Raw genomic sequence first — 25556 nt, forward strand, 5'->3', positions numbered from 1 at the left:
ATATAAATTACTATCTAGGACAAGGAGGCTTTACTTAGGGGGAAATATAACAATATGCAAAAAAACATTCTTTATATTCATGGTTTTAATTCATCTCCCTATTCATTAAAAGCTGAGCAAGCTCGTCAGTATTTTCATGAAAACTTTCCAGACATTAACTTTATTTGCCCTCAGTTAGCTAATTCACCAAATGAAGTGTTGTTGCAGTTAGAGGATATACTTAAACCCAAAGCCTCAAATACTGCAGACAATAATATGTGGTTTTTAATGGGATCATCATTAGGAGGATATTTCTCTCACTATTTAGCGAATAAATATCAGCTCCTTGCTGTGTTGATAAACCCGGCAATTAAGCCTTATTGCTTATTAGAGAACTATATTGGTGAACAAATAAACCCTTATACCAACACCGTTTATCAAGTAGCAAAGCAACATATGCTTGATCTTAAAGCAATTGAGCAAAGCGCTCCTGCGATTGACGATGAACAAAAAAATAATTACCTAATTATGGTACAAACAGGTGATGAAGTGTTAGATTATCAACAAGCAGTTGAGAAATTTAAACATAGCCGTTTTATCATTGAACAAGGCGGTAACCATAGTTTTGTTGGATTTAATGAAAAACTTCCAATGATTGCAGAATTTTTTCAACTATAAGCCAAGTTGGAAGATAGAAACGATACATATACTCACATAGATAGAAAATAAACCATGACCGACCAATATAATTCAGATTCCATTGAAGTACTTAGCGGCTTAGATCCTGTACGCCACCGCCCAGGCATGTATACAGATACCACTCGTCCAAATCACTTGGGTCAAGAGGTTATTGATAACTCAGTTGATGAAGCTCTGGCCGGACATGCACAAAATATTAGTGTTATTTTAGATACAGATCAATCGCTTGAAATTACTGATGATGGTCGAGGCATGCCAATAGATATTCATCCTGAAGAAGGCGTCTCTGGTGTTGAACTTATTTTTTGTAAATTACATGCCGGCGGAAAATTCTCTAATAAAAATTACCAATTCTCTGGTGGTTTGCATGGTGTAGGTATTTCAGTTGTTAACGCCTTATCAACGCGGGTTGATGTAAGTATTAGGCGTGATAGTAAAGTTTACGAAATGGCGTTTGAGAACGGTTATAAAGTTGAAGAATTAACTGAAACAGGCACGGTAGGAAAACGAAATACAGGTACACGTGTAAAGTTTTGGCCAGATCCGAAGTACTTCGACTCACCTAAGTTTTCTGTATTAAAACTGACTCATTTATTAAAAGCCAAAGCGGTATTATGCCCAGGCTTAACGATTAAATTTCATGACAAAATTGACAATAAAAAGCATGAATGGTGCTATGAAGATGGTTTAACTGATTATTTAAAAGAATCAGTTAAAGGTTATGAAAGCTTACCTGAACAACCTTTTGTTGGTGAGTTTACGGCACAAACTGAAGCGGCGAATTGGGCGGTCACTTGGCTACCTGAAGGTGGCGAAAGTGTAGGCGAAAGTTATGTCAACTTAATTCCAACTGTTGCTGGTGGCACACATGTTAACGGTTTACGCCAAGGTTTATTAGAATCTATGCGCGAATTTTGTGAGTTTCGTAACTTAATTCCACGTGGCATAAAGTTAACTCCTGACGACATTTGGGATAAATGTAGTTATATTTTATCAATCAAAATGCAAGACCCACAATTTGCAGGTCAAACCAAAGAACGTTTATCTTCTCGTCAATGTGCAGGCTTTGTAACTGGCGTTGTAAAAGATGCCTTTAGCTTATGGCTAAATGAACATACAGATATAGCTGAACTCTTAGCGGAATTTTGCATTAGCAATGCGCAAAAACGCTTGCGTGCTAGTAAAAAAGTGGTACGTAAAAAGATAACTCAAGGTCCTGCATTGCCAGGCAAGTTAACTGATTGTGGTAGCCAAGATTTATCCCGTACTGAATTGTTTTTAGTGGAAGGTGACTCTGCTGGCGGTAGTGCTAAACAAGCACGCGACCGTGAAACACAAGCGATAATGCCCTTACGTGGAAAAATTCTTAACACTTGGGAAGTAGATTCAGGGCAGATTTTAGCATCACAAGAAGTACATGATATTTCTGTTGCACTAGGAATAGACCCAGACAGTGATGATTTATCAGAGCTACGTTACGGTAAAGTGTGTATTCTGGCAGATGCTGACTCGGATGGACTTCATATAGCAACGCTTCTTTGTGCTTTATTTACACAACACTTTTTACCCCTAGTACAAGCTGGACATGTTTATGTAGCAATGCCACCACTGTATCGTATAGATGTAGGAAAAGAAGTCTTTTATGCGCTTGATGAATCAGAAAAAGATAGTATTCTTGACCGAATAGCTGCCGAGAAAAAACGCGGTAAAGTTAATGTACAACGCTTTAAAGGCTTGGGCGAAATGAACCCATTGCAATTACGCGAAACGACTATGGATGCGAATACTCGTCGCTTAGTGCAACTTACTGCGCTTGATGAAGAACATAGTCAAACCATTGAAATGATGGATATGCTCCTGTCGAAAAAACGCTCGGGAGACCGTAAAGAATGGCTCCAAGCTAAAGGGGATATGGCCGTAGTTCAATAATGGTTTTTAAATCATAAGTTGATAAAGTCTAGTGCATAAACTGACAATTAATGATGGTTAAAAGCCTTTTTTAATCGTCATTATTGCGAATACATGATTTATGTTTTTATGGCAAATTATGCCCTACGATTCAAATGAGCTTTGAGTAAAAAGTAAAGTAGGGCAAAAGGTGTCGATGTTAGATCAGGCCGATACATTCAAGCAGGAAGTGCAAATTTCGGCTTCGGTTGAATAGCATTGGTTTTCTGAAATAATCGCTTTATACTAGTTTGATAATCATCACGTTTATAGGCCATTTGTATTGTTATTTAAGCGTATCCCAACGTGTTTAATTACACTATTCTCTTTTATGTATATTGCGACGAGCTTTGCTGTTGTCATACAAGTTGAAGAAGAGGGCTTTGTTCCCTTTGAAGAAGCGGCAATAACAATTGAAAAATTAATTGATAACAATATACCTTTAGCGCGATCTGAATTAGAAAAATACGCAAAGCAAGTTGATGAATTAACTTTAGAGCAACAAATTACATACCAGCATTTACTAACTGATATTTATATTTTACAAGGGAAATATCATTCAGCAAAACAAAGTGCTACAGATGGTTTATCACTAACCCTTCAGCTTTCTAGCCCTAGCTTATTAATTTCTGAGTTACTTTATAATCGAGGCTTAGCCTATGAAAGCATAGGTGAGACTGCACTTGCAGCTAAAGATTATGAAAGTGGCTTAGCGTTAGCTAAATCACTGCACGACAATGTTTTGATTTCTACGGGGTTGGTGAAACTAGGCGTAATATATTATTTAACTGATCATTATGAAAATGCGTTACTTGTCTTAAATGATGCTTACAATATTGCTAAGCAAACTGATGATGAAAAACTTAAAGGGGCTGTTAATTTTGAGTTAGGTGTTTTGTATACCCACTTAAATAGAAATAAACAGGCAATGGTTTATTATCAGCAGTCTTATGAACATTATAAACGCTCCAACCAAACTATATTATCATTGAACGCGTTAGTGAATATAGGCATGAATCATGTCTCTGAGAATGAGTATGAGCAAGCGATTATTGCCTATGAAACTATTATTAATGAACCCGAGAGTGCTGGGCTTAATAAAATTATGTACAGTGCTTATTTGGGATTATCTTGGGCTAATTTAAAGAAAAAAAATTCTAACCCTGAAGCAAGTTATCAATATTTATTACTTTCTAAGAAATATATAGGGGATATTGAACAATATGATATTGAATTACAATATTGTGTAGATGAAGCCTTTATATTGTTCGAGTTAAAGCGTTTTAATGACGTTATTGAGACAATTAATAAAATAGAAAATATTTTAGCTAATCAAATGCCGTTAGGTCACTTAAAAATTCAAACACGTATCAATATTTTTGATCTACAATCTAAAACACACTTTGAATTAGGTGCTTATCAAAAAGCTTATGAGTTGCAAGAGCATCGATTGGTACTAACTCGATTGTTACGTGATGAAAAAGAGACCCAATCAGTTGCTGAGGTACGTTTAGCACTTGAAGCTAAAGAAGCTGATCTACAAACACAAGTTTTGGAAAATAAACAAACATTACAGCAAATATCGCTGTTAGAGGCCGAACAAAAGCAGAAAAGACAAAAACTCTATTTGCTTTATATTGCTGTTGTCGCCTTAATATTTGCATGGTTACTGGCTAAGTTAGTTCAAGGTCAACATCGATTGTATCAAGTATCGAGCATCGACATGCTAACAGGTATTGCCAACCGTCGAGAATTAATGAAAAAAGGCAATAAATCATTTCAACAATCTAAAAGTAAAAATACAGAATTCAGCGCCTTAATGATTGATATTGATTATTTTAAAAAGGTAAATGATCAATTTGGTCATAATTGTGGCGACTTAGTGCTGAAAAAAGTTGTTGAACTTGGTAAAGATTTAATGCGAAAAACCGATGTTTTTGGTCGTTTTGGTGGCGAGGAGTTTGTCGCACTTTTACCAAATACCTCTACCTCTCAAGCCAACATTATTGCAGAGCGTTTCCGAATGGCTGTGGATGCTTACGTTTGGGATAATAATGATTCAATACCCAAGTCATTGCATGTCACTATTAGTATTGGTGTTGCTAACAGTATCGATTTTTCCAATACCGAATCGTCAGACCTAGCTACTTTAATAAAAAAAGCGGACGGTCTACTTTATCAGGCTAAAGATCAAGGTAGAAATAGGGTATGCAGTTAATGATTATACGTTTAGCTTTATGCTTACTTTTAATAGCACATCTTATGTTTAATGTGTCTATGGCTGCATTAAATGTAAAAGATGAGAGCCAAGTAGCTGTCCAAGCTCAGCAGTTTAAACTCCGAAAAGATATTGTTGATTTGGCAGAACAAGCTAAAATTTCATCGGACAAAGTAAATTATTTATTAAATGATACATTAACATTGAACCCTTCTTTAAATTATGCCGAACAGTATTTGGTTTTATTGATTAAAGCTAAAGTTAAACAGCAAACTCAGCAGCATAAAGATGTTATTTTATTGATAGAGCAAGCTAAATTATTATCTAAATATATTGCTACAGAACAGTTGGCTTTACCTCTTTTTGCTAATGCTTATTTGGTTCTAGCTGACAGTTATGCGGGGATTAAAGATTATGACAATGCTTATAAAAATAAGAAGATTTTTGTTGATAAATATAATGAATACCGTGAGAGAAAACGTGAAAATAACATTGAAAAATTAACAAAAAACTCTGAAGTTGCACAAAAAATATCAGAAAATAAATTATTAGCAAATCAAAACAAGTTAAAAGAATTGCGTATTGCTGATGTACATGCACAACAAGAAGATCAACAAAGGCGATTTTTCTTCATTTTTTGTACTATTTTATTATTTATTTTATTACTGTTAAGGAAACTTAAAGTTAGAACGAAACTGTTAGTCTTAGCAAAAACAGACAGTCTCACAGGGTTACTGAATAGAACCGAGCTTTTCAATCAAGGACATAAGTTAGTTCAAGACGCTAGCGAACAAGAATTAGATTTAAGTGTATTATTGTTAGATATAGATCATTTTAAATTAATAAATGATAAATTTGGTCACTCTGTTGGTGATTTAGTGTTAGAAAAAATTGCGAAGCTTGTAAGTGAAACAATGAGAGCTAGGGATGTTTTTTCTCGTTTAGGTGGGGAAGAATTTGTATCTATTTTGCCCAACACCAACCTTGATCATGCTAAAGCAATCGCAATGCGAGTGATAGAAAAAATAGCTCAATATAATTTTAGTGAACTCGGTGTTGATGACAGTATAACGTTAAGTATTGGTGTGGCAAATTTGAAAGATACCAATCCAGAATTTGATGATATTTTACACGCTGCAGACCTAGCTATGTACCGAGCAAAAGCTCAAGGAAGAAACCAAATGGTTAGTTATGAAGCTATTGTTAGTGACCAAGAAAGACGTTATAGCAATTAGACTAACTATTTGAATTCACTTGGCTATAAAAATCATATAAGCTGTCTTTAATATTGGCGTTTATTAATCGTTATAAGAAAAATTAATCGCATAAAATTTTGCGATACTAATGTTTATGGGAATAGGATAATCATTTCATGTCTGATGTGCTCGAATATAGTCCAGACGGGGTAGAACAAGTTCCTCTACGACGTTTTACAGAAGAAGCTTATTTAAACTACTCAATGTACGTTATTATGGATAGAGCCTTACCGCATATTGGTGATGGCTTAAAACCAGTACAGCGTCGTATTGTATATGCTATGTCAGAGCTTGGTCTATCGGCTACGGCAAAGTATAAAAAATCTGCGCGTACTGTGGGTGATGTATTAGGTAAGTTTCATCCTCATGGCGATAGCGCTTGTTACGAAGCTATGGTGTTAATGGCACAGCCATTCTCCTATCGTTATCCATTGGTTGATGGTCAAGGAAATTGGGGTGCCCCAGATGATCCTAAATCGTTTGCTGCAATGCGTTATACAGAATCTCGTTTATCACGTTTTAGTGAGATTTTACTTGCCGAATTAGGTCAAGGAACGGTTGATTGGGTGCCAAATTTTGATGGTACTATGGATGAACCTAAAACATTGCCGGCTCGGTTACCACATATTATGCTTAACGGTATAACAGGTATTGCCGTTGGTATGGCAACCGATATTCCACCGCATAATGTGCGTGAAATTGCTGATGCTTGTGTGCACTTAATTGATGAGCCAAAAGCCGAAGTTGCTGACTTGTTAGCATTTGTTAAAGGTCCTGATTACCCTACTGATGCAGAAATAATAACGCCTAAAGCTGATATTGAAAAAATTTATCAAACTGGGCGTGGCAGTATCAGGATGCGAGCTGTTTATGATATTGAACATGGAGAAGTTGTTATTACAGCTTTACCGCATCAAGCCTCAGGCGGAAAAATATTAGAACAAATAGCGGGACAAATGACGGCAAAAAAACTGCCTATGGTCATTGATCTTCGTGATGAATCTGATCATGAAAACCCTGTCCGCTTAGTTGTTGTTCCTCGTTCAAATCGTGTTGATATTGAACAGCTAATGCAACATTTATTTGCCAGCACAGATTTAGAAAAAAGCTATCGCGTTAATATCAATATGATTGGCTTAGATAATCGCCCAGCGGTGAAAAATCTACGAGAAATATTAACCGAGTGGCTTGAGTATCGCCGAGAAACTGTGCGTCGTCGACTACAATATCGTTTAGATAAAGTACTTGCGCGCTTACATATTTTAGATGGTTTACTCGTTGCTTATTTGAATATTGATGAAGTGATTGAGATCATTCGTGGTTATGATGATCCTAAAGCGGAATTAATGTCGCGTTTTGCGTTATCTGAAATACAAGCACATGCTATTTTAGAGATTAAGCTAAGACAATTAGCTAAGTTAGAAGAAGTTAAAATTCGAGCTGAGCAAGATGAATTACGTGAAGAGCAAGATTATTTAGAAAAAATTCTTAATTCAAAAGCACGCATGAGTACGCTAATGAAGAAAGAAATTCTTGCAGCGTCTAAAGAATATGGTGATGATCGTCGTTCTAAACTAGTAGAGCGCAGTGAATCAAAAGCATTAACTGAAAAAGATCTTGTCCCAAGTGAGGCCGTAACGGTTGTTGTGTCCGACAAAGGGTGGGCTCGTTGCGCTAAAGGCCATGACATTGATGCAACTGCGTTAAGTTATAAGTCGGGTGACTCTTACCTATGCTCAGCTAAAGGGCGAAGTAATCGACCAGTGGCCTTTTTTGACTCTTCAGGACGAGCTTTCACGACCGATGCTCATACTTTACCTACAGCACGAAGCCAAGGCGAGCCGCTAACAGGGCGCTTTAGTTTAGCGTCAGGTGAAAATTTCGTTCATTGTGTGATGGCTGAAGATGAAGCTAAATATTTATTAGTTAGTGATGCCGGTTATGGTTTTGTTAGTAGTTTTAGCGATATGATTAGCCGTAATAAGAACGGTAAAGCGATGATTTCTTTACCGCAAGCTGCAAAAGTATTAACACCACAATTAATTGAAAATATCGATACCGACTCATGCCTTGCAATTACTACTGAAGGGCGAATGTTAGTATTTCCTGTGCAAAACTTACCTGTACTTAGTAAAGGTAAGGGCAATAAAATTATAAATATCCCTTCTGCTAGAGCAAAATCTCGAGAAGAATTTGTAACTGTACTGGCAATAGTGCCTGAGGGCGCTTCTGTAACGATTCATGCTGGTCGTCGTAAATTGACTTTGAAAACAATTGATATTGATCACTATCGTGGTGAAAGAGGACGTCGAGGTAACAAACTACCACGGGGTTTACAACGTGTAGATCATGTTGAAATTGAGTTATCTAATGCTACTGTCGCGCAAGTAACAGAGCAAGAATCTGTCAATAATGAAGGTATAACACCAACAGAAGAGTCATAGCTACCTGCGCTTTAAGGGAGGATTTACTTCCCTTAAAGCGGTTTAATAACTGGCTTTAGCTAAAGTGTAAATAGCAATTGTTTTCATTGTGTATTCTTTTATTTAGGAGTATCATTTTAACAATAGTAATTCTCATTAACCTTAGTTTTAAGTTTGGTTTTAGATCTTTCTATAGATCTTAATTCATAGCTAAAAGCAGAGAATATTCCATTTTACCTTACTGATCACTTTATTTTATAGTCTGTGTGATAGGTATAGCTATGAGGCATAGCAAATGACTTTAGTTGATGTAGCAAAAAATCAAGTAGTTAAAATCAGTGCCTTGCCACTTGACGAAACTCTGTCGGCTCAACTTTTAGAGCAAGGTTTTGCTTTACGAACAGAAGTTGCTTTAGCACATAAAGCCCCCTTTAATGGTCCATTAGCTTATCGTTTACACAATACCAAAATATGTATTCAACGTTCTGTAGCTGCACAAATTCAAGTTACTGCCGTTTAAGATTAATTAATTTAACTTCGGGTTGTCAGCTTTAAATAAAGCTGTTTTCAGTAAACCTTATATGAGTTTTCCCCATGAGTTGTTGTTCTAATTCTTCATCGTGTTCCGAGGGTATATCACCCTCTAAAAATCTACATTACGCTTTAGTTGGTTTTGCTAATTCAGGTAAAAGTACGTTATTTAACCTCTTAACATCTCGGCATAAAAAATCATCTAAGCAAAACGTAGGTAACTTTTCTGGTATTACGGTATCAGCTAAAAAAACATCATTACAATTGAATAATGTTGATGCTTATCTTTCTGACTTACCTGGTTTAAGTTCACTTTCTCAACGTGGTGAACAAGGGAAAGACTTATCTATTTCACAACAGTTTATTCAGCACAAAGATATTGACTGCATCATTAATGTTGTCGACATTAACCAATTAAGCCGACAACTCTACCTTACTACTCAATTACTTGAATTGGGTATACCTATGATGGTTGTATTGAATAAAACCGATAGAAAAAAACATGCATGGGTTGATGTTGATAAGTTAAGCGAAGAGTTAGGTTGTCCGGTTGTTGCTGTAAGCGCTCAAAATAAAAGTACATTAGATATTATAGAAAAAAAATTACTCGCGTGCTCTTTACAAAAAAAATCAGCACCAAGTAAAGAAATTTTACAGCCAGAAAGTTTATCTTCAATTCAGGCAAGGCAAGATTTTGCATCAGATATTATTGCTAGAGTCAGTGCTACTGGTGGTGGCGCAAGTTTTTCTGATTACTTAGACAATGTTGCATTACATCCTCTTACTGGTGTACCAATATTTTTAGGTATGATGTATTTACTCTTCATGTTTGCTATTAATGTGGGCAGTGCCTTTATTGACTTTTTTGATATTATTAGCGGTACTCTTTTTGTTTCTTATCCGCTCCATCTTCTTGAGCCTTTAAATTTACCACAATGGATTCTGACTATTATTGAAGGCGTGGGGAGTGGTATGCAAACCGTTGCTACTTTTATCCCTGTTATTGCTTGCTTATTTATTGGCTTATCCTTACTTGAAAACTCAGGCTATTTGGCACGCGCTGCTTTTGTGGTTGATAGCGTAATGCAAAAAATTGGTTTGCCGGGTAAAGCGTTTGTGCCGCTTATTGTTGGTTTTGGCTGTACGGTTCCTGCTGTTATGTCGGCTAGAGTACTTGATAGTGAAAGAGAGCGTATAACTACGGTAATGATGTCTCCCTTTATGTCATGTGGGGCTCGTTTGCCAGTGTATGCTTTATTTGCCGCAGCATTCTTCCCTGATAGCGGTCAAAACTTAGTATTTCTTTTATATTTAATTGGTATTGCCGCTGCTATTTTTACTGGCTTTTTACTGAAAAAGACAGTTTTGTCTGGTACTAGTTCACTTAATATTATGGAGCTACCACCATACGAAGTTCCGCATATTCGTGCTATTAGTAAACGTGTATGGCAACGGACTTATAGTTTTGTTACTGGAGCAGGTAAGACAATTGTTATTGTTGTGTGTCTATTAACCTTTTTCAATTCTATTGGTACTGACGGTAGTTTTGGTCATCAAGACAGTGAACAATCTATTTTAAGCCGAAGTGCGCAAGTAGTTATGCCCGTATTAGCTCCTATGGGAATTAAAGAAGAAAATTGGCAAGCTGGCGTTGGCATTATTACTGGAATTTTTGCCAAGGAAGTACTTGTTGCCACTTTTAACAGTTTATATTCCCCACAAAACGTACCTGATGAAGGTGAACCTTCTCTTGAGGCAAGTTGGCAAGAAGCGACCAAAAGTATTAAAGAAAATTTATTAGGTATTTCGCCTGATGACCCTTTAGGCATGAATGTTGGCGATTTGAGTGACATAGAAGCTGTAGCTCAAGAACAAGGGGTAGAATTAAGTACTTACCAAGTGATGCAAGCCGCATTTGTTGGTAAGTTAGGTGCTTTTAGTTATTTACTCTTTATTCTTTTATATACACCCTGTGTTGCTGCAATGGGTGCAATAAAAAATGAAGTAGGAAGTCGTTGGGCTGGTTTTGCCGGGATTTGGAGTTTTACCTTGGCTTATTTAATGGCAACTCTGTGTTATCAAGTAGGTAACTTCTTTGCCGCACCTATAATTGCTAGCATCTATATTACTGCTGTATTACTGAGTTTTACGGGGATATATTTTTGGCTCAAACATAAGGGACGTAAGGTATTAACGATCCCAATATCGGTGAGCTATTCATAACGGCTCATTGACTTTAAAGTCTTTTAGTAATAATTAGTGTATTCTTTCTAACTAATTAGATGATAAACAGGGTAAGGAAACTTAAGTGCGATTTTTCAAGTTTATTGCGATAACGCTTGTTTCCTTATTCATCATTTTTGCTGTCATTGTTGTTGGTATTTATAATGCTCGCATTTCAATTATAAACAGCGTTGCACAAAATCAATTCAGTTCAACTCCTGTAAAAGTAACGTGTTTTGATCTCGGTCTAACAAGTGATCTGTCAATTGTTGTTGATAACTTATGTTTACAAAGCCCAAAGGTGGATATAAATATTGTTGATACGGTTATACAGTGGCACCTCTACCCCAAATTTAATATAACTAATATTGATGTGAATTTGGTTGAAATTAGCGCTAAAGAGCATTTCTTTTCAAATATCAATCAAACTTCTTTAAATGATAAGGAAAGCACTACTGGTAAAAGTGTTAGCGATTTATTATCGGCAGCACTAAGATCTTATGTAGACCAACTTGATCAATTTCAATTGCCGTTAAATATGAATGTTGACCAAATTTTTTATGTACCTTTCACCGTGCAAGGTAAAACCGCAACAGCAAATAATATTACTTATGAACAAGAGCAATCACTTTATATTGCTCAGCTCTCAAACCTAGATAATACCTTGTTATTTTCATTGGGAAATGAAAACAATAAAGCCTTTCTTAACCTTGAATTGACTCAGGAATTATCAGGTTTCTCTATTACTTTCTCAAGTGAGTTAGAGCCATTAAAAACATTTGTTAGTGAGCATCGGTTACCGATCAGCACTAGATTTCAACATGATTTAAATGCTCATGAAGTCACAGGAAGTATTAGTTCATTAATAAAGTATCAAGCTGATAAGCTCAGTATGGAAAATCATATTACGGGCTTTGTATTAAACTCCGCTATTGGTATAGGTGACAGTGGTGCATTTAAACTCTCAGGGGAGCTTAATTTTAATAATCAGTTTGATTTAGGTTCCAACGAGGTGAACAGTAAAAAAAATGAAACTTTTAAAAAGAATAATAATACATCATCGAATAAAAATAATGAGGTACTGACTCTACAATTTATAGATCAAAATGAAATACTGTTGGAGTATCAGCAAGTATCGCTGTTGGCGTTACTTGAAAGAATTGAAGTTTCTCCAATAATTATGTCGGTAATGAAAGATAACCCAATACCTCAATTAGCACTTAAGCTTCAAGGCGATGCTATTGTTAACTTCAACACCAGTGAACTAGAGCTTAGCTATCTAGAAATGAATGCGCGTAATGGTGAAGTCATACATCAAATTGTATTGAATAATAGTGCAGTAGCGTTGGCTAACACAGAAATACTCAATGCATTTACTGTAGATGACTTTGTTATTGATAGTGAAATCAACTTGATTAGCGTGCCAGGTATAGCAAAATTAACAACTACGCCAATTAATATTCATTTAGCGGGATCATTACAGTCATTAAACAATCAAGCAAGGCTAAACTTAGCGGAAAACTCTGTTATTGAGCTTAACAATATAAAGATTGCAGGAAGCAGCGAGCAAGGTAATCAAACATTATTCAGTGTAAAAGCATTATCAACAGCATTAAAAGGTAATGTGGCATTGTTAGAAAATAATAAGCTTAATATGAATATATCCGTTCTAAATAAAGCGAAACAAATGAATGTACCTAAGGCCATACAAGTGAGCTCTCTTGAATTGTTTAGTGAGGTAAAAGGCTCTTTGGATGATATTAATATTAAAACTAGCACTAATGCTGACGGCGTAGAACTGGGGAATGTTTTTATTACTGGCTCAGTACAATCGCCGGCAATAGAAGTAATCGGAACAGGTTTACCGCTGACTGATTTACTCTTATTAAATATTAAATTGCCTATTAGTGTTGAGCTTATTGAGGGGACATTAAACTACAATGTATCAGGTCAATTACCAGACTTAAATCATATTACTCAAACTCACTTTGATACCAGTGTTGGTATTAAGTCGCTTAGTGGCGAAGTTGATGGTATTTGGATCCAAGATCTAAATTGGCAGCAACAATTCACCATAGAATCAGGAAATATAACCACAAACGCTAATGATAAAGAAAATATAACGATAGCGTTAATTGAGTCATTTACGCCTATTTCAAACCTTTCTGTTAATACTCGTTGGTCGTTTAGTAATAATAACTTCAAACTTGCTGTTAACAATCTTAAAGCTGATGCTTTTAGCGGAAGCATTTTTGTTCCTGATATGCACTGGCCTTTTGTACAAGGGCATTCAGCTAATGTTCAGCTAGATAGTATAGACTTAGCGCAAGTGTTGGCATTAGATAAAAAGCAAGGTATTGTTGTTACAGGTAATATTTCAGGGAACGTTCCTGTAATGTTTGATGGTGATAAACTTACTATTGAAGCGGGTGAACTATACAATGTTACTAATGGACTAATACAAGTGATTAACAATCCTGCAGTAGCAGAGTTAAAAGCTAATAATAGTCAGTTACAATTAGCATTTGATGCGCTGCAAAACCTGCATTATCATCAGCTTTCCTCTAAGGTTTCAATGTTAGATGATGGTTATATGCAGTTAGATACAATAATAAAAGGTCGAAATCCTGATATTGATAACGATGTAAACTTGAATTTGAATTTAACTTACGACTTGTTAGGGTTGCTTGAATCCTTGTCAATAACACAACGTTTTGAAGATATTATTATCAAAGGTTTACAAAAAAATAAGGAGTGAGTATGCGTAAAATACTAATAGCAGTATCCATTGTTTTCACCATGAGTGCTTGTACACATAAAGTAGAAGTTAGCGCAAAAGAGCCAATTACTATTAATTTAAATTTAAAAATTGATCATGAAATAAAAGTCAAAGTAGATAAAGAATTAGACGATATTTTTAGTGATGAAAGCGATGTTTTTTAGGGAGATATTATGAATATGATAACGAATAATTTGATAAAAAAAGTAAGCGGTATTCTTTTAATTTCAACAATCACTTTCTCTGCTTGGGCTATATCGTTAGGTGCAGCAAAGCAGCAAGGTTTAGTAGGGGAAATGTCTAATGGTTATTTAGGTGTTGTTGTGAATAGCCCCGAAGCTAAAAACTTAGTTAATAGTGTTAATCAAAAACGTAAACAAATTTATATAGATTTAGCACGTAAAAATAAAATTACTATGGAGCAAGTGACTGCGTTGGCGGGAAAGAAAGCATTAGCTAAAACAAGGTCAGGTCATTTTATTAAAAATACCTCAGGACAATGGATTAAGAAATAAGTATTGAAGGACAAAGGGAACTAGCGTCCCTTTGTCTTGATATTGCTAGCCGTTAATTATGAGTGATGTACTTGCTGTAAAGACAATGAAAAACTGCTACCTTGCCCTAACTCGCTCTCAACAAAAAGCTCAGAATTTAATATTTTACTCAGCTTTTGACTAATGGCTAAACCTAAACCCGCATGAGTTGTATTGTCTTCAATAGCGTTGCTTGCTCGATATCTAGCGTCAAAAATATAAGCAATATCTTCTTTACTAATCCCCGAACCGTTATCGGTAACTGAAACCTTTATTTTATCTGTTAGCTGATTAACAATGATCGCAACTTCACCATTTTCTTTGGTATGTCTTATTGCGTTCTCCAACAAGTTCGTGATTATACGTTCAAGCTTGGCGATATCAGAATAAACTACAAAACGGCATTGTTGTGGTTGTAGGCTTAAACGAATACCTTTCTCTTGTGCTTTAAGTGCGAACTTAGCAATAATGTCATGCAGTAACTCGCCAACAGCAAATGTCTCAAGGCTTACGGTTACTTGCCCATCTTCTAAATGGGCTAATTCAAATATTTGATCAATCAAGCGTTTTAATTGCATACCATTTCGTTGAGCTGTTGCCATATAATCTGCACGGGTAGATTCTGTTAATTTATCACCTTTCATGACTATCGTTTCTATATACCCTTGCATGGTCGCTAGTGGTGTACGCAAGTCATGAGATAAATGTGCTAATAACTCACTTCTTACACGATCATTTTCAGTCAGTTGTGATAATTGTTGGTTGATTTGATTAACCATGGCGTTAAAGCTAGAGCCAAGCATATGGACTTCATTATTTTGCGGATGCTCCCAATGCGTTAATGTAACTTTAGATTGATCAAATTTAACGTCATTAATCGCTTTCATCTCATTTGCAAGTTGTTTTATTGGTGCAGTGAAGTAACGAAATACTGCTAATAGAATAAGTAGAAGCAGTAATAATGAGCCAATGAAAATGGCACCAAACTGTTGTAAATGTTCATCACTTTTCACTTGGCTAAAAATAGAGTCATATATTTCTCCACCAATAATAATATATAAATAACCTTGTAAATTATCACCACGATAAATTGGCGCGGCTGAGAATATTTTTTGTTTATTTAAATCACGAGGATCATCACCTAATACAGGCATAATGTCGGGATTTGAAATTAAGTTAACTAGTGGGCTTAAATTTACTTTTTTACGCTTTATTTTGTTGGCGTCTGCGGAATAAGTAATAATATTTCCAGCGGGATCTAGAAAATAAAATTCAAATGAAGGCCCTAATAACATTAAGGTATGAAATAAATTTTTTAATGCTGTTTTATCATAGACACCATCTTGTAATAGCGGATTATCATGCGCTAAATGTTCGGCAAGCTGACTATGTAATCTTTGCTCTGCTTGTAATTTTGAGTGTTCAGCTAAGGAATTGCTCCAATAAAAAAGCATAGACGCCAATATAATGAAAGCGCAACACACCGATAATGCTAGCCGTTGATAAAGTGAAAATTTCATGAAAAACTCGTTTAAATACTAATGAATGACTATAAAACGCCAGCAGAGTTTAGCTTGTAGCCAACACCCCAAACTGTTTGAATAATTTGAGGATCTGCACAATTTTCTTCTAACTTATTGCGTAAACGATTTATATGAGAGTTTACCGTGTGCTCATAACCACTATGATTATAGCCCCAAACACCATCAAGTAATTGAGCGCGAGAAAATACCTGATCAGGGTATTTGCATAAATAATCAAGTAACTCAAATTCTGTGGAAGTTAAATTAATCGCATTGTCTTTATAAGTTACTTGATGATAGCGCTGATCAACTAATAATTTCCCTATACAAGTACTATGCTTTTGTTCTATTTGGTTTTTATTGTTTTCTTCAGGTTCACTTGTTTGGTTTCTTTGAGAATAAGCTTGAGCTCGTCTTAATTGCGCCCGAACTCTTGCTTGTAATTCTCTTATGCTAAACGGTTTTGTCATGTAATCATCAGCGCCAAGTTCGAGTCCCAATACCCGATCTGTTTCCGATGTTTTTGACGTCAGCATTATGATGGCTTGTAACGGTTTTTCTTGACGAATTTGTCGACAAATATCTAACCCATTAATGCCTGGAAGCATTACATCAAGCATAATTAGCTGATAATTTTGCTTTAGTGCTTGTTCAAGCCCTTGTTGTCCATGACAACAAATATCACTATCAATATCTAATTCTGACAAATGCACTTGGATTAAGTTGGCAATATCGTATTCATCTTCAACAATTAAAACTGTTTCTTTCATATTACTGGCCAGTTAGTAGCGCAAGTTAATTTAACCTGATATAACTGGCCAAGTTCAACTTACTGTGTACGCGTTATAGTTAATTTAATCGCAGGGTTATCAAAACGATGCGCCTGAGTTAAAACTGAGCTAGATAATCCATCGTCTTGGCTAATAACACCTGAATGAATCGCAACAAAGTCAACATCATCTCTTGCTTCATCAAAACCAGTACCGCCATCTGCTGGGCCAGGGATGGTTCCCATCGCTTCGCTATTGGCTTCTGTACCCGCATCATAAACGTTTAAGTTCCATGATTTCACGTCATCAATTGCCATTGTAGATATATCTATACCAGTAAGACCCGTAAAAGCATCATTTGTATTCACTAACATTGTTGCAGCAGTGAAATAAATTGCATTTCTATCAGTTGTTGTGATTGCAACAGTGTCCGCTGAACCAGGTAAAACAACACCTTCACCTGAACCAGAAGCAAGTACACTTGAGTCAGCTATTAATTGACTATTATCGCCACTTTCGGCTAGTTGCTCTAAAGCTGTTGATGACGCTTCACCTGCAATCCACATTTTACTGTCACCATGAAACATAACAGCAAGTGGTGAAAGCGGTTGCGCATAAGTTAAATTAGTTACTGTAACTGAATAACTATACTCATCTGGTGTAGCCGGCGTCTCAATAACAGGGTCAGCAGAATTATTGTCACTACCACAAGCCGATAAAACTAATAATAAGCTTGATGCAATTAACATTTTGCTTTTTTTCAAAGTATTGGCTCTGGCATTATTGTTATTTAAAGAAAAGTTCAACATATTCTTCTCCTTATTGAACAGTAATAGTTAATTTAGCTACAGGGTTTAACCAACGGTGAATGCTATTGTTTAAATCGCTTTTACCGCCATCAACCATTTCATCACCTAAGTTTCCGCGATGAATATGTATAGTGGTATTGCTTTCTGTATCAGTAACACCTGTTCCATTTGTACCTGCATCGCCACCTGGTGCTGCTGGAATACCTAATACACCTGGAGCACCGCCACCATTTACTAGTTCATTATTAGCTTCAGTACCCGCATCATAAGCATTTAAGTTGATAGTGTAAGTACCCGCTTCAGTTGGAATTTCCCAGCTATCTAAACCAACAAAACCATCATTTGAAGGTAAAACCATTGCGGCTAATGATAGGTGAGTATTAGCACTGTCATTTGTCAAAGTGTAAGTAGTTGACAAACCTGGAGCTAGAAGACCTGCAGCAGGGTTTTCATTGGTATTAGCATCAATATTTGATAACAAGCTAACTAAACCTGAAATGTCACCACCTTCTGCCATTGCTTGCAGTTCTGCTGTAGCTGTAGCACCAGACATGAAAATATGATTGTCACTTGAGTGGGCAGATGTAACGATTGGCGTGAAATGTAATCCTTGCGTTAAATTAGTGACGGTAATTGATAAGTCTTGGGCCATAACCGCTGAGCTAGAAAATGCGATTGCGCTGACGCTAAGTAAAGTAGTTAATTTTTTAGATGTTATTTTCATGGTTCTGTATACCTTCTCTTAATATTTATGATTTGTGTTTTTAAACTCAGGAGAAAGTATGCAGGGGAGTTGTTGTGTGAAGGTCACAAAGTTATCACGGTTTCATTACTTAATTATCACAAAGTTATCACAGTGCTATTGAAAGATAATAGGGCTGATTATTTGTTTTATCTGTTCATGATTAAAAGGTTTTTGTATGTAAATTTCAACTCCAAGTTCAATAATGTCTTTTATATTATCATCAGCTAGTACACTGCTTATCGCAATTATTTTAATGTTTCTGGTACTAGGCGTAGTTTTTATTTTATGGCAAATTGAAAAACCGTCAATTCTATTCATCATTAAATCTAGTATTATTAAATCAGGATTAAATCGATGTAATAAGTCGCCTGCGTCAAAACCATTATCAGCACATTTTATTTCTACGTGAGGAAAGTAGCTTTTTAAAAGCTTAGTTAACATAGCTAAAGATTCTTTATTATCATCAATAATTAATATTGAAAAATTTTGTTTGATATTATTTAGGTTTTGAGTATTTGATAGTAAATGTAAAATATCGTTCTTATCAAAATGACGATGGCCGTCCAGTGTGGTTATAAAAGGCAATCGTCCTATGTTGGCCCAATGTCGTATAGTTGTTGGCACAACGTGTAATAATTCTGCGGCTTCAGAAGTCGTTAGCAGTGTTTTTTTTATCATGTTTAAACCATACGTTATTGTCAGTTAATTCATTCTAACTCTCTGTTCAGCCTATATATTAACTTAGATCAATATAATGTGTTTTTATTTCATATGATGTAAAATATGTTGTGTTTTGTCGTTTTTGTCGTTTTACACGGATGAAGTAAATTAGTGTAAATAAATATACTTATACAACGAGAAGTCAAATGAATAAGAGAAATAAATCAATTATTAATGAAGAAGTTAATTTTCAACAGGACGATGAGTTAGTTTCAACAACCGACAAAAGTGGTGTTATTACTTATGCAAACCCTGCTTTTTGTCGAATTTCTGGTTTTTCTCTTGAGGAACTGGTTGGACAAAACCATAATATTGTTAGACACCCTGATATGCCTTCCGCAGCCTTTGCCGATTTATGGAAAAAATTAGCCGCTGGTTTACCTTGGCGCGGTGCAGTAAAAAATTGTTGTAAGGATGGCCGTTATTATTGGGTCGATGCTTTTATTACGCCAATTTTTGAACAAGGCAGCCTGGTTGGTTACCAGTCTGTTAGATCGAAGCTGAACGAAGAAACCAAGTTAAATGCTATTAAAGCTTATAAGGCTGTTAATGCAGGTAAATCACTTAATAAATGGTATGAGAATACGGCGATAAAAAATTTAGCTTACTGGGGGAGCAGTTTTGCAGTTTTATTTAGTGCCTTGTCTTATCCATACGCGATGTTCTTGGTTCCTTTCTTACCATTCTTGATATATAAAAACGAACTTATTAGTGTTCCTCAATATTTTAAGAGGTTAACGCAAGAGTATGACAGTCTTTCTCGTGCTATATATTCAGGGAATAAGCCTCAAGGTATTGCTGACTTTCATTTTAAAATGTCAGATGGGAAGATAAAGACAATTTTAGGCCGCATTTTTGATAGCAGTAAAATATTAACGTCGGGCGCAATTAACTTATCTGAAGCGGCGAAAAAGGCGAAAGAGGGTACTGAAAAAGAAACCCACGAACTTCATCAAGTTTCAACCGCAGTAGAAGAAATGGTTGTCACTATTGAGGAAGTTGCTAAAAGTACAACATTTACCTCACAAAAAGTTAATCAAGCACATCACGACTGTGAAACTGCTACCCACGCAATGCAGCACACGATGGATCAAGTTAACCTACTTGCCCAAGAAGTTGCAGAATCTGCTTCATCAGCCTCAGAACTCGCTAGCGAAGCAGAAAAAATAGGGAGTATTATGAATGAAATTCAAGGTATTGCCGATCAAACCAATTTATTAGCGTTAAATGCTGCTATTGAGGCAGCAAGAGCTGGTGAGCACGGACGAGGCTTTTCTGTTGTGGCAGATGAAGTACGAGCTTTATCTAGTAGAACACACGCAGCAACAGAGCAGATACAAACATCCATTTCAGAAATTCAAAATACATTGCTAATATGGTCAAAAACTATGGCCAAAGGAAAAGACTCTGCTGATGAGTGTGTCGATAAAGCATCAGGAGCACGTGATGTTGTTAATGAAGTCTATGCACTGCTTACTGATATATCTGATCTCACACTTCAAATATCAAGCGCATCAGAAGAGCAAAGTATGGTTTCGCAAGAAATAAGTCGAAATATTATTAATATTAGTGATGCCTCTCAAGACAATCTACAGCAGGTTAATACGGTAGAAAATGAAACAGACGAAATTCGTAATCGTGCCAATGCGCTTGGTTCATTAGGGAAAGCGTTTTCGAGTTCGAACAGTTAAGGCAATGATGAAATACGTAGAACTTCTTATGTCACTAACTGATAACGCTTTACTTAATGAAGCCTTAAATGTTGGTGATATGGCACCATTGGTTGAAGATGGTTTTTATGCTTTAGCATCATTATTATCTGTTGATAACGCTGCACTATGGTTATTGAGCGAAGATAATAAAAGTTATAAATGTGAAGCTAACTTTTTTAATAATAAAGCTAGTGCAATAGTGCCTAAACTAGTAAATAAAATAGATGATTCAGAGTTTTTTCAATTTTTAATAAGCACCTCTGAAGTTACTATTGATAATGGTAATATTCATGCATCTCTTGATATTAATATAAGTAAGATGGCAGTAATTTTTAATGTCTCTTCTATTTTGTTAATTCCCATTCATATTAAAGGAATAAATAAAGGTTTTATTTATTTAGGGGATAGTAAAAATGCTATTCAATGGAGCCCTGAAACTTTTTTTGTCTGTAGAATTTTAGTACAGTTATTTAGTCGGGCGATAATGGCTATTGACAAACAAGTGGTAGAAAAAGAGCTATTACATCAATATCAATTAATGAAAGAGATAGAGTCACTTGCGAAAGTTGGGGGGTGGGATTATGAAATATCTACAGGAGAAATTCATTGGACCGCTGAAACTTTTCGCATTCATGGGTTATCGTCTAACGATAACCTTGCTTTAAGTGAATGTATTGATTTCTATAGTCCAGAGTCACAAAAGCTAATAGAAGAAAACTTTAATTTAGCCGTATCACAATTAAAGCCTTACGAACTAGAGTTACCTTTTATCGATGGTAAAGGTAGGCATAAGTGGGTAAAAACAACAGGACAAATTAGAAATAACTCCCAAGGTATTGCGACACACATTTATGGCGCTTTTGAAGATATAACAGAAGAAAAACGGTTGCTTAATACTCAAAAATCGACAAGTAAAAACCTAAAAACAATCGTTGATAATTTAAACGACAGTATTGTCACCATTTCTAACAAAGGCATTATTCGTTCTGCAAACCGAATAGTTGAAAAGATTTTTGGTTATACACCTATAGAGTTAATAGGTAAAAATGTTTCTATGTTGATGCCTGAGCCATTTGCTACTCGCCACGACAAATATATGAGTAATTACTTGGAAACAGGAGATGCAAAAATTATTGGTATTGGGAGAGAGCTGCCCGCAATGAAAAAAGATGGCAGTATTTTTCCTATGGAATTATCTATATCTGAAATATTAAATGGTGAAGAAAAATTATTTATTGGTATTGTTCGAGATATTACTGAAAGAAAAAAAGCCGAAAAAGAAATCCATAAGCTCGCCTATTATGATGAATCGACCGGAGTATTGAATCGTTATTCTTTTGAACAAGCGCTAGAAAAAAGGTTCGCTAAAACCTTATCAATGAATGAGAATTTAACCGTATTCTTGGTAAATTTAGATAAGTTTTCACAAATAAATTTAGCTTATGGTGAAAAAATTGGTGATAAAGTTCTTCATAAAACGGCAGCGAGATTAGAAGAGTGTTTAGCTAATGTTGGTGCTTTATATCGAAGTAGCGCAGATAGTTTTTATGTTATTTTAAGCGCAAATGAACATGTTAATTGTGATAATTCATCTATTGATTCAAATAAAGTTTTAGCTGATATTTTACTAAAAACAATCAGACAGCCCGTTATTATTAAAAATAACTTGATCAATGTTCAAGCCAGTATTGGTATATTAAATACCCCGACCAACGAAATTAATTATATTGATATTAAGCCTTTATTAGAATTAGCTGTTTCTAATGCTAAAAAAAATGGTGGGAATAGTTATATATTTTCCCATAAAAATGAAACGCTTATTTTAAAACGGTACTCTGAGTTATCGCTCGCCATGAAAAGCAGAAGCTTTGTCAACGAACTAGATCTTGCATTACAGCCACAATATTCAATAGCGGGAGATATTGTTGGAACAGAAGCTTTAGTAAGATGGCGATCACCTTTATTAGGCTTTGTTTCTCCTGCCGAATTTATCCCTTTAGCTGAGCAGAATGGCGCAATTATTAAGTTGGGTGATTGGGTTATTGAAAGAGTATGTATGTTGATAGCACAAAGACAAGAATATTCAACAGAGGTTACTCCTGTTTCTATTAATCTAAGTGCAAAGCAGGTTGCTCAACCGAACTTTAACCATAACTTGTTAGTTAAGCTTGATAAGTATCAAATACCTTATTCAATGGTGATATTAGAATTAACGGAAAGTGCCCTTATTGCAGATTTTGATTTAGTTATTAGTAAAATGCAGTCATTAAAAGAAAAGGGAATTAATTTCTCATTAGATGATTTCGGGACAGGTTATTCAAGCTTAAGTTATATTAATCATTTACCTATATCAGAACTAAAAATTGATAAATCTTTTGTTGATAATATTACTAACGTAACCGACGAAATTCCCATTATTAATAGTATTATTCATATGGCTAAGGCGTTAAGTCTTATGGTAGTCGCGGAAGGAGTAGAAACAAAAGAACAACTTGATTATTTGTCCAAGCGTGGCTGTAACGTAATACAAGGGTATTATTTCTCTAAACCCTTAACGCCTGAGCAATGGCTTGAAAAGTGGCAGTGAAATATCTTATTCATTACAATACTCACACAGACAATTTACTTGTATCAAGTTAATTTTTTTCAAGCCATTGCTTAGGTGAAATCCCTAATTTTTTCCTAAAGACTCTTGCTAATGCCGAGCCATTTTCATAACCAACGGTATTAGCAACTACTGCTACTGGTTTATTTTGTTTTAATAATACTTTGGCGACATTAATGCGCCAATCAATTAAATAATTTCCAGGGCTTTGACCAACCGTACGTTTAAATACATCTGCAAATTTTGAGCGTGACATTAATGCTAGCTCTGCCATTTCTGCTAATCCCCATTGCCTTTCAGGGGCTTCATGCATAGCTAATAAAACAGTTGATATATAAGGGTGAGCTAAACCTGCTAATAAACCGTGTTGTATAATATTGTTATCGAGCACATGGCGAAGTGTGTGAATAAGAAATATATTGGTTAACGACTCAATCATTGGTAATCGCCCACATCGTTCATGAAAGGCTTCATCAAATAACCACTGTGCAGTTTGGTTCAGTTTTTCACAGTCGTTAAGTTTGAACAATAATAAGGATGGTAGAGCATCAGCAATAGGGTTAGATGTATTTTCATTATAAATAATGTTGGCACAAACTAGTTCAGGAGGATTATCTTCACTGGCAATAATACGATGAGTATGAGGTGTTGGCACATACAGTACGGCTGGTTCATTAATTAACAGCGATTTACCTTGTTCGTCTATCAATGTTAACTCGCCATTACGAAGTAAGTGTAAATGACCTTGATTTGGCGATTTATTGAAATTACTAATGCCACATAAGTTGCCAGTAAAAAATACTGAGGTATTCATCGAAAAACGCTGCAAGATAACTGATAGTTGATCCATTTTATTCTCTTTTTAACTATTTTGGACGATTGGGTTCAAAGTTGGGACTATGTCATTCCTTTAAGGTGATTGAAAGGACTATATTATTAACCAAGGAAAAGATCCTTATTAATAACTAATCTTAAATATTACATATCGGAGCAACAAAATGAAACTTTCAACAATTATAAAATCAACTTTTGCCAGTTCTGCTTTATTACTAAGCAGTTTAAGTTTTGCCGCAAATATTGAAGTCAATGCAAATGACAATGATATTGCGATTCAAGGCTATGACACCGTTTCATATTTTACAAAAAGCTCTCCAACAAAGGGGTCTAATAAATATACAGCCGCGTATAACGGTGCAATCTATCAATTTTCAACCGCTGATAATCGTGATTTATTTCAATCAGAGCCTGCTAAATATGCACCGCAATATGGCGGTTATTGTGCAATGGGAGTCGCGATGAATAAGAAATTTGATACAGATCCAACGGCTTGGCATATTCGTGAAGGTAAACTGTATTTAAATCTAAATAAAGATGTACAAAAACAATGGGTGACTGATATTCCTGGTTATATCGATACCGCTCAAACGAATTGGTCTGGTATTAAAGGACTGACTGAAGAGCAAATTGAAAAAGTATTCGATTAGTACTTAACCTGAACTCGGTTTAAGGTGCTTTTATTAAGCCGAGCTCACTTACTTATAAGAGGAATTACAGATGAAACAACTAACATTAACCGACTCAATTGATGACTTATTGCTAGAACAGGAATATTCATTACTCTACTTTACCGCGGCGTGGTGCGGACCTTGTAAATCAATGTCGCCTATTATTGAGGGAGTGTCAGGGTTGATGAGTGATCGATTTAATACGATTAAAATTGATGTTGATACCGTAGCAAAAGTTGCTTCTGATTATGGTATACGTAGTGTGCCAACACTGATGCTAGTGAAAGACGATGTAATTATTGATCAACGTGTTGGAGGCTTGCCGCCACAGCAATTAATGCAATGGTTAGAGAAGCTTACCTAGTTTTTATCTTATATCATTTAAGGGGGAGCTCTGCGCTTATATAAATGATTAAATTGATGATTGTACTGGTATTTAAGCGAGCCTTATTTTGTTACGAATTATTCAATATTGAGTTGATAACATCAATACTATTGATTAATAATTCTGGTAAGGTATCTACTATTCAACAATTATCATTAGTTGACTGAAAGGTAAGGCTAAGCCTTTGTTATCGT

The 25556-nt window shown here is 35.5% G+C and carries 20 protein-coding genes; 14 read left to right on the plus strand and 6 right to left on the minus strand.

Annotated elements, in window-relative coordinates; translation table 11 throughout:
• Positions 1-54 precede the first annotated feature (54 nt).
• The 10 genes from GQS55_RS04890 (at position 55) to GQS55_RS04935 (ending at position 14570) form a co-directional block, all read left to right on the plus strand.
• The gene (locus tag GQS55_RS04890) at positions 55-657 is read left to right on the plus strand and encodes a YqiA/YcfP family alpha/beta fold hydrolase (protein ID WP_159818482.1); all 603 of its coding nucleotides are present in this window, start codon (positions 55-57) and stop codon (positions 655-657) included.
• Between the two features lie 54 nt (positions 658-711).
• Positions 712-2607 (plus strand): DNA topoisomerase IV subunit B, encoded by a 1896-nt coding sequence (gene parE / locus GQS55_RS04895; protein WP_159818484.1) that lies wholly within the window; start codon positions 712-714, stop codon positions 2605-2607.
• Between the two features lie 301 nt (positions 2608-2908).
• Positions 2909-4843 (plus strand): GGDEF domain-containing protein, encoded by a 1935-nt coding sequence (locus GQS55_RS04900; protein ID WP_159818486.1) that lies wholly within the window; start codon positions 2909-2911, stop codon positions 4841-4843.
• Positions 4843-6078, plus strand: a complete 1236-nt coding sequence (locus GQS55_RS04905; protein ID WP_159818488.1) for a GGDEF domain-containing protein — start codon at positions 4843-4845, stop codon at positions 6076-6078. The genes GQS55_RS04900 and GQS55_RS04905 overlap by 1 nt, the downstream gene beginning before the upstream one ends.
• A 137-nt stretch (positions 6079-6215) precedes the next feature.
• Positions 6216-8543 carry a DNA topoisomerase IV subunit A gene (gene parC / locus GQS55_RS04910; protein WP_159818490.1) on the plus strand — a complete coding sequence of 776 codons (2328 nt, stop codon included), beginning with the start codon at positions 6216-6218 and terminating at the stop codon, positions 8541-8543.
• Between the two features lie 274 nt (positions 8544-8817).
• On the plus strand, positions 8818-9042 hold the full coding sequence (locus tag GQS55_RS04915; RefSeq protein ID WP_159818492.1) for a FeoA family protein: 225 nt from the start codon (positions 8818-8820) through the stop codon (positions 9040-9042).
• 74 nt (positions 9043-9116) lie between these two features.
• On the plus strand, positions 9117-11276 hold the full coding sequence (gene feoB, locus GQS55_RS04920) for a ferrous iron transport protein B (protein ID WP_159818494.1): 2160 nt from the start codon (positions 9117-9119) through the stop codon (positions 11274-11276).
• An 85-nt stretch (positions 11277-11361) separates the two neighbouring features.
• Entirely contained in the window at positions 11362-14034 is a 2673-nt protein-coding gene (locus tag GQS55_RS04925; RefSeq protein ID WP_159818496.1) for an intermembrane phospholipid transport protein YdbH family protein, read from the plus strand.
• A 2-nt stretch (positions 14035-14036) separates the two neighbouring features.
• The gene (locus GQS55_RS04930) at positions 14037-14219 is read left to right on the plus strand and encodes a YnbE family lipoprotein (RefSeq protein WP_159818498.1); all 183 of its coding nucleotides are present in this window, start codon (positions 14037-14039) and stop codon (positions 14217-14219) included.
• 9 nt (positions 14220-14228) lie between these two features.
• The gene (locus GQS55_RS04935) at positions 14229-14570 is read left to right on the plus strand and encodes a YdbL family protein (protein ID WP_159818500.1); all 342 of its coding nucleotides are present in this window, start codon (positions 14229-14231) and stop codon (positions 14568-14570) included.
• 56 nt (positions 14571-14626) lie between these two features.
• On the opposite strand, the gene GQS55_RS04940 is transcribed toward GQS55_RS04935, so the two are convergent.
• The 5 genes from GQS55_RS04940 to GQS55_RS04960 all read right to left on the minus strand — a co-directional run bounded on the left by GQS55_RS04940 (position 14627) and on the right by GQS55_RS04960 (position 19113).
• The gene (locus GQS55_RS04940; protein WP_159818502.1) at positions 14627-16108 is read right to left on the minus strand and encodes a sensor histidine kinase; all 1482 of its coding nucleotides are present in this window, start codon (positions 16106-16108) and stop codon (positions 14627-14629) included.
• A gap of 29 nt (positions 16109-16137) precedes the next feature.
• On the minus strand, positions 16138-16881 hold the full coding sequence (locus GQS55_RS04945) for a response regulator transcription factor (RefSeq protein ID WP_159818504.1): 744 nt from the start codon (positions 16879-16881) through the stop codon (positions 16138-16140).
• Between the two features lie 59 nt (positions 16882-16940).
• A complete protein-coding gene (locus GQS55_RS04950) occupies positions 16941-17690 on the minus strand; it encodes a spondin domain-containing protein (protein WP_159818506.1) in 750 nt (249 codons plus the stop codon).
• A gap of 10 nt (positions 17691-17700) precedes the next feature.
• On the minus strand, positions 17701-18414 hold the full coding sequence (locus GQS55_RS04955) for a spondin domain-containing protein (protein WP_201294565.1): 714 nt from the start codon (positions 18412-18414) through the stop codon (positions 17701-17703).
• Positions 18415-18549: 135 nt separating this feature from the next.
• Positions 18550-19113, minus strand: a complete 564-nt coding sequence (locus tag GQS55_RS04960; protein ID WP_159818508.1) for a response regulator — start codon at positions 19111-19113, stop codon at positions 18550-18552.
• A 188-nt stretch (positions 19114-19301) separates the two neighbouring features.
• On the opposite strand from GQS55_RS04960, the gene GQS55_RS04965 reads away from it, so the two are divergent.
• Both GQS55_RS04965 and GQS55_RS04970 read left to right on the plus strand, forming a co-directional pair.
• Positions 19302-20846: a methyl-accepting chemotaxis protein gene (locus tag GQS55_RS04965; protein WP_159818510.1), complete on the plus strand. Its 1545-nt coding sequence runs from the start codon at positions 19302-19304 to the stop codon at positions 20844-20846.
• Positions 20847-20874: 28 nt separating this feature from the next.
• Positions 20875-23454: a GGDEF domain-containing phosphodiesterase gene (locus GQS55_RS04970; protein ID WP_159818512.1), complete on the plus strand. Its 2580-nt coding sequence runs from the start codon at positions 20875-20877 to the stop codon at positions 23452-23454.
• A 49-nt stretch (positions 23455-23503) separates the two neighbouring features.
• Here the strand turns inward: GQS55_RS04970 and GQS55_RS04975 are convergent, their stop codons facing one another.
• The gene (locus GQS55_RS04975) at positions 23504-24322 is read right to left on the minus strand and encodes an AraC family transcriptional regulator (protein WP_159818514.1); all 819 of its coding nucleotides are present in this window, start codon (positions 24320-24322) and stop codon (positions 23504-23506) included.
• Between the two features lie 148 nt (positions 24323-24470).
• Here GQS55_RS04975 and GQS55_RS04980 point away from each other — a divergent pair, with 148 nt between their 5' ends.
• Complete coding sequence (locus GQS55_RS04980) at positions 24471-24956, plus strand: YHS domain-containing (seleno)protein (RefSeq protein WP_159818516.1); 486 nt, start codon at positions 24471-24473, stop codon at positions 24954-24956.
• A 70-nt stretch (positions 24957-25026) separates the two neighbouring features.
• Positions 25027-25341, plus strand: coding sequence for a thioredoxin family protein (locus tag GQS55_RS04985; RefSeq protein ID WP_159818518.1), 315 nt, complete (start codon positions 25027-25029; stop codon positions 25339-25341).
• The last annotated feature ends 215 nt before the right edge of the window (positions 25342-25556 follow it).

Source organism: Colwellia sp. 20A7, assembly GCF_009832865.1.
Lineage (GTDB): Bacteria > Pseudomonadota > Gammaproteobacteria > Enterobacterales > Alteromonadaceae > Colwellia.

Coding starts and splice junctions, on each gene's coding strand:
- GQS55_RS04935 (WP_159818500.1), top strand. CDS start 14,229: ATGAATATGATAACGAATAATTTGATAAAAAAAGTAAGCGGTATTCTT.
- GQS55_RS04950 (WP_159818506.1), bottom strand. CDS start 17,690: ATGTTGAACTTTTCTTTAAATAACAATAATGCCAGAGCCAATACTTTG.
- GQS55_RS04970 (WP_159818512.1), top strand. CDS start 20,875: ATGTCACTAACTGATAACGCTTTACTTAATGAAGCCTTAAATGTTGGT.
- GQS55_RS04890 (WP_159818482.1), top strand. CDS start 55: ATGCAAAAAAACATTCTTTATATTCATGGTTTTAATTCATCTCCCTAT.
- GQS55_RS04930 (WP_159818498.1), top strand. CDS start 14,037: ATGCGTAAAATACTAATAGCAGTATCCATTGTTTTCACCATGAGTGCT.
- GQS55_RS04915 (WP_159818492.1), top strand. CDS start 8,818: ATGACTTTAGTTGATGTAGCAAAAAATCAAGTAGTTAAAATCAGTGCC.
- GQS55_RS04980 (WP_159818516.1), top strand. CDS start 24,471: ATGAAACTTTCAACAATTATAAAATCAACTTTTGCCAGTTCTGCTTTA.
- parC (WP_159818490.1), top strand. CDS start 6,216: ATGTCTGATGTGCTCGAATATAGTCCAGACGGGGTAGAACAAGTTCCT.
- parE (WP_159818484.1), top strand. CDS start 712: ATGACCGACCAATATAATTCAGATTCCATTGAAGTACTTAGCGGCTTA.
- GQS55_RS04985 (WP_159818518.1), top strand. CDS start 25,027: ATGAAACAACTAACATTAACCGACTCAATTGATGACTTATTGCTAGAA.
- GQS55_RS04955 (WP_201294565.1), bottom strand. CDS start 18,414: ATGAAAATAACATCTAAAAAATTAACTACTTTACTTAGCGTCAGCGCA.
- GQS55_RS04960 (WP_159818508.1), bottom strand. CDS start 19,113: ATGATAAAAAAAACACTGCTAACGACTTCTGAAGCCGCAGAATTATTA.
- GQS55_RS04940 (WP_159818502.1), bottom strand. CDS start 16,108: ATGAAATTTTCACTTTATCAACGGCTAGCATTATCGGTGTGTTGCGCT.
- GQS55_RS04905 (WP_159818488.1), top strand. CDS start 4,843: ATGATTATACGTTTAGCTTTATGCTTACTTTTAATAGCACATCTTATG.
- feoB (WP_159818494.1), top strand. CDS start 9,117: ATGAGTTGTTGTTCTAATTCTTCATCGTGTTCCGAGGGTATATCACCC.
- GQS55_RS04975 (WP_159818514.1), bottom strand. CDS start 24,322: ATGGATCAACTATCAGTTATCTTGCAGCGTTTTTCGATGAATACCTCA.
- GQS55_RS04965 (WP_159818510.1), top strand. CDS start 19,302: ATGAATAAGAGAAATAAATCAATTATTAATGAAGAAGTTAATTTTCAA.
- GQS55_RS04945 (WP_159818504.1), bottom strand. CDS start 16,881: ATGAAAGAAACAGTTTTAATTGTTGAAGATGAATACGATATTGCCAAC.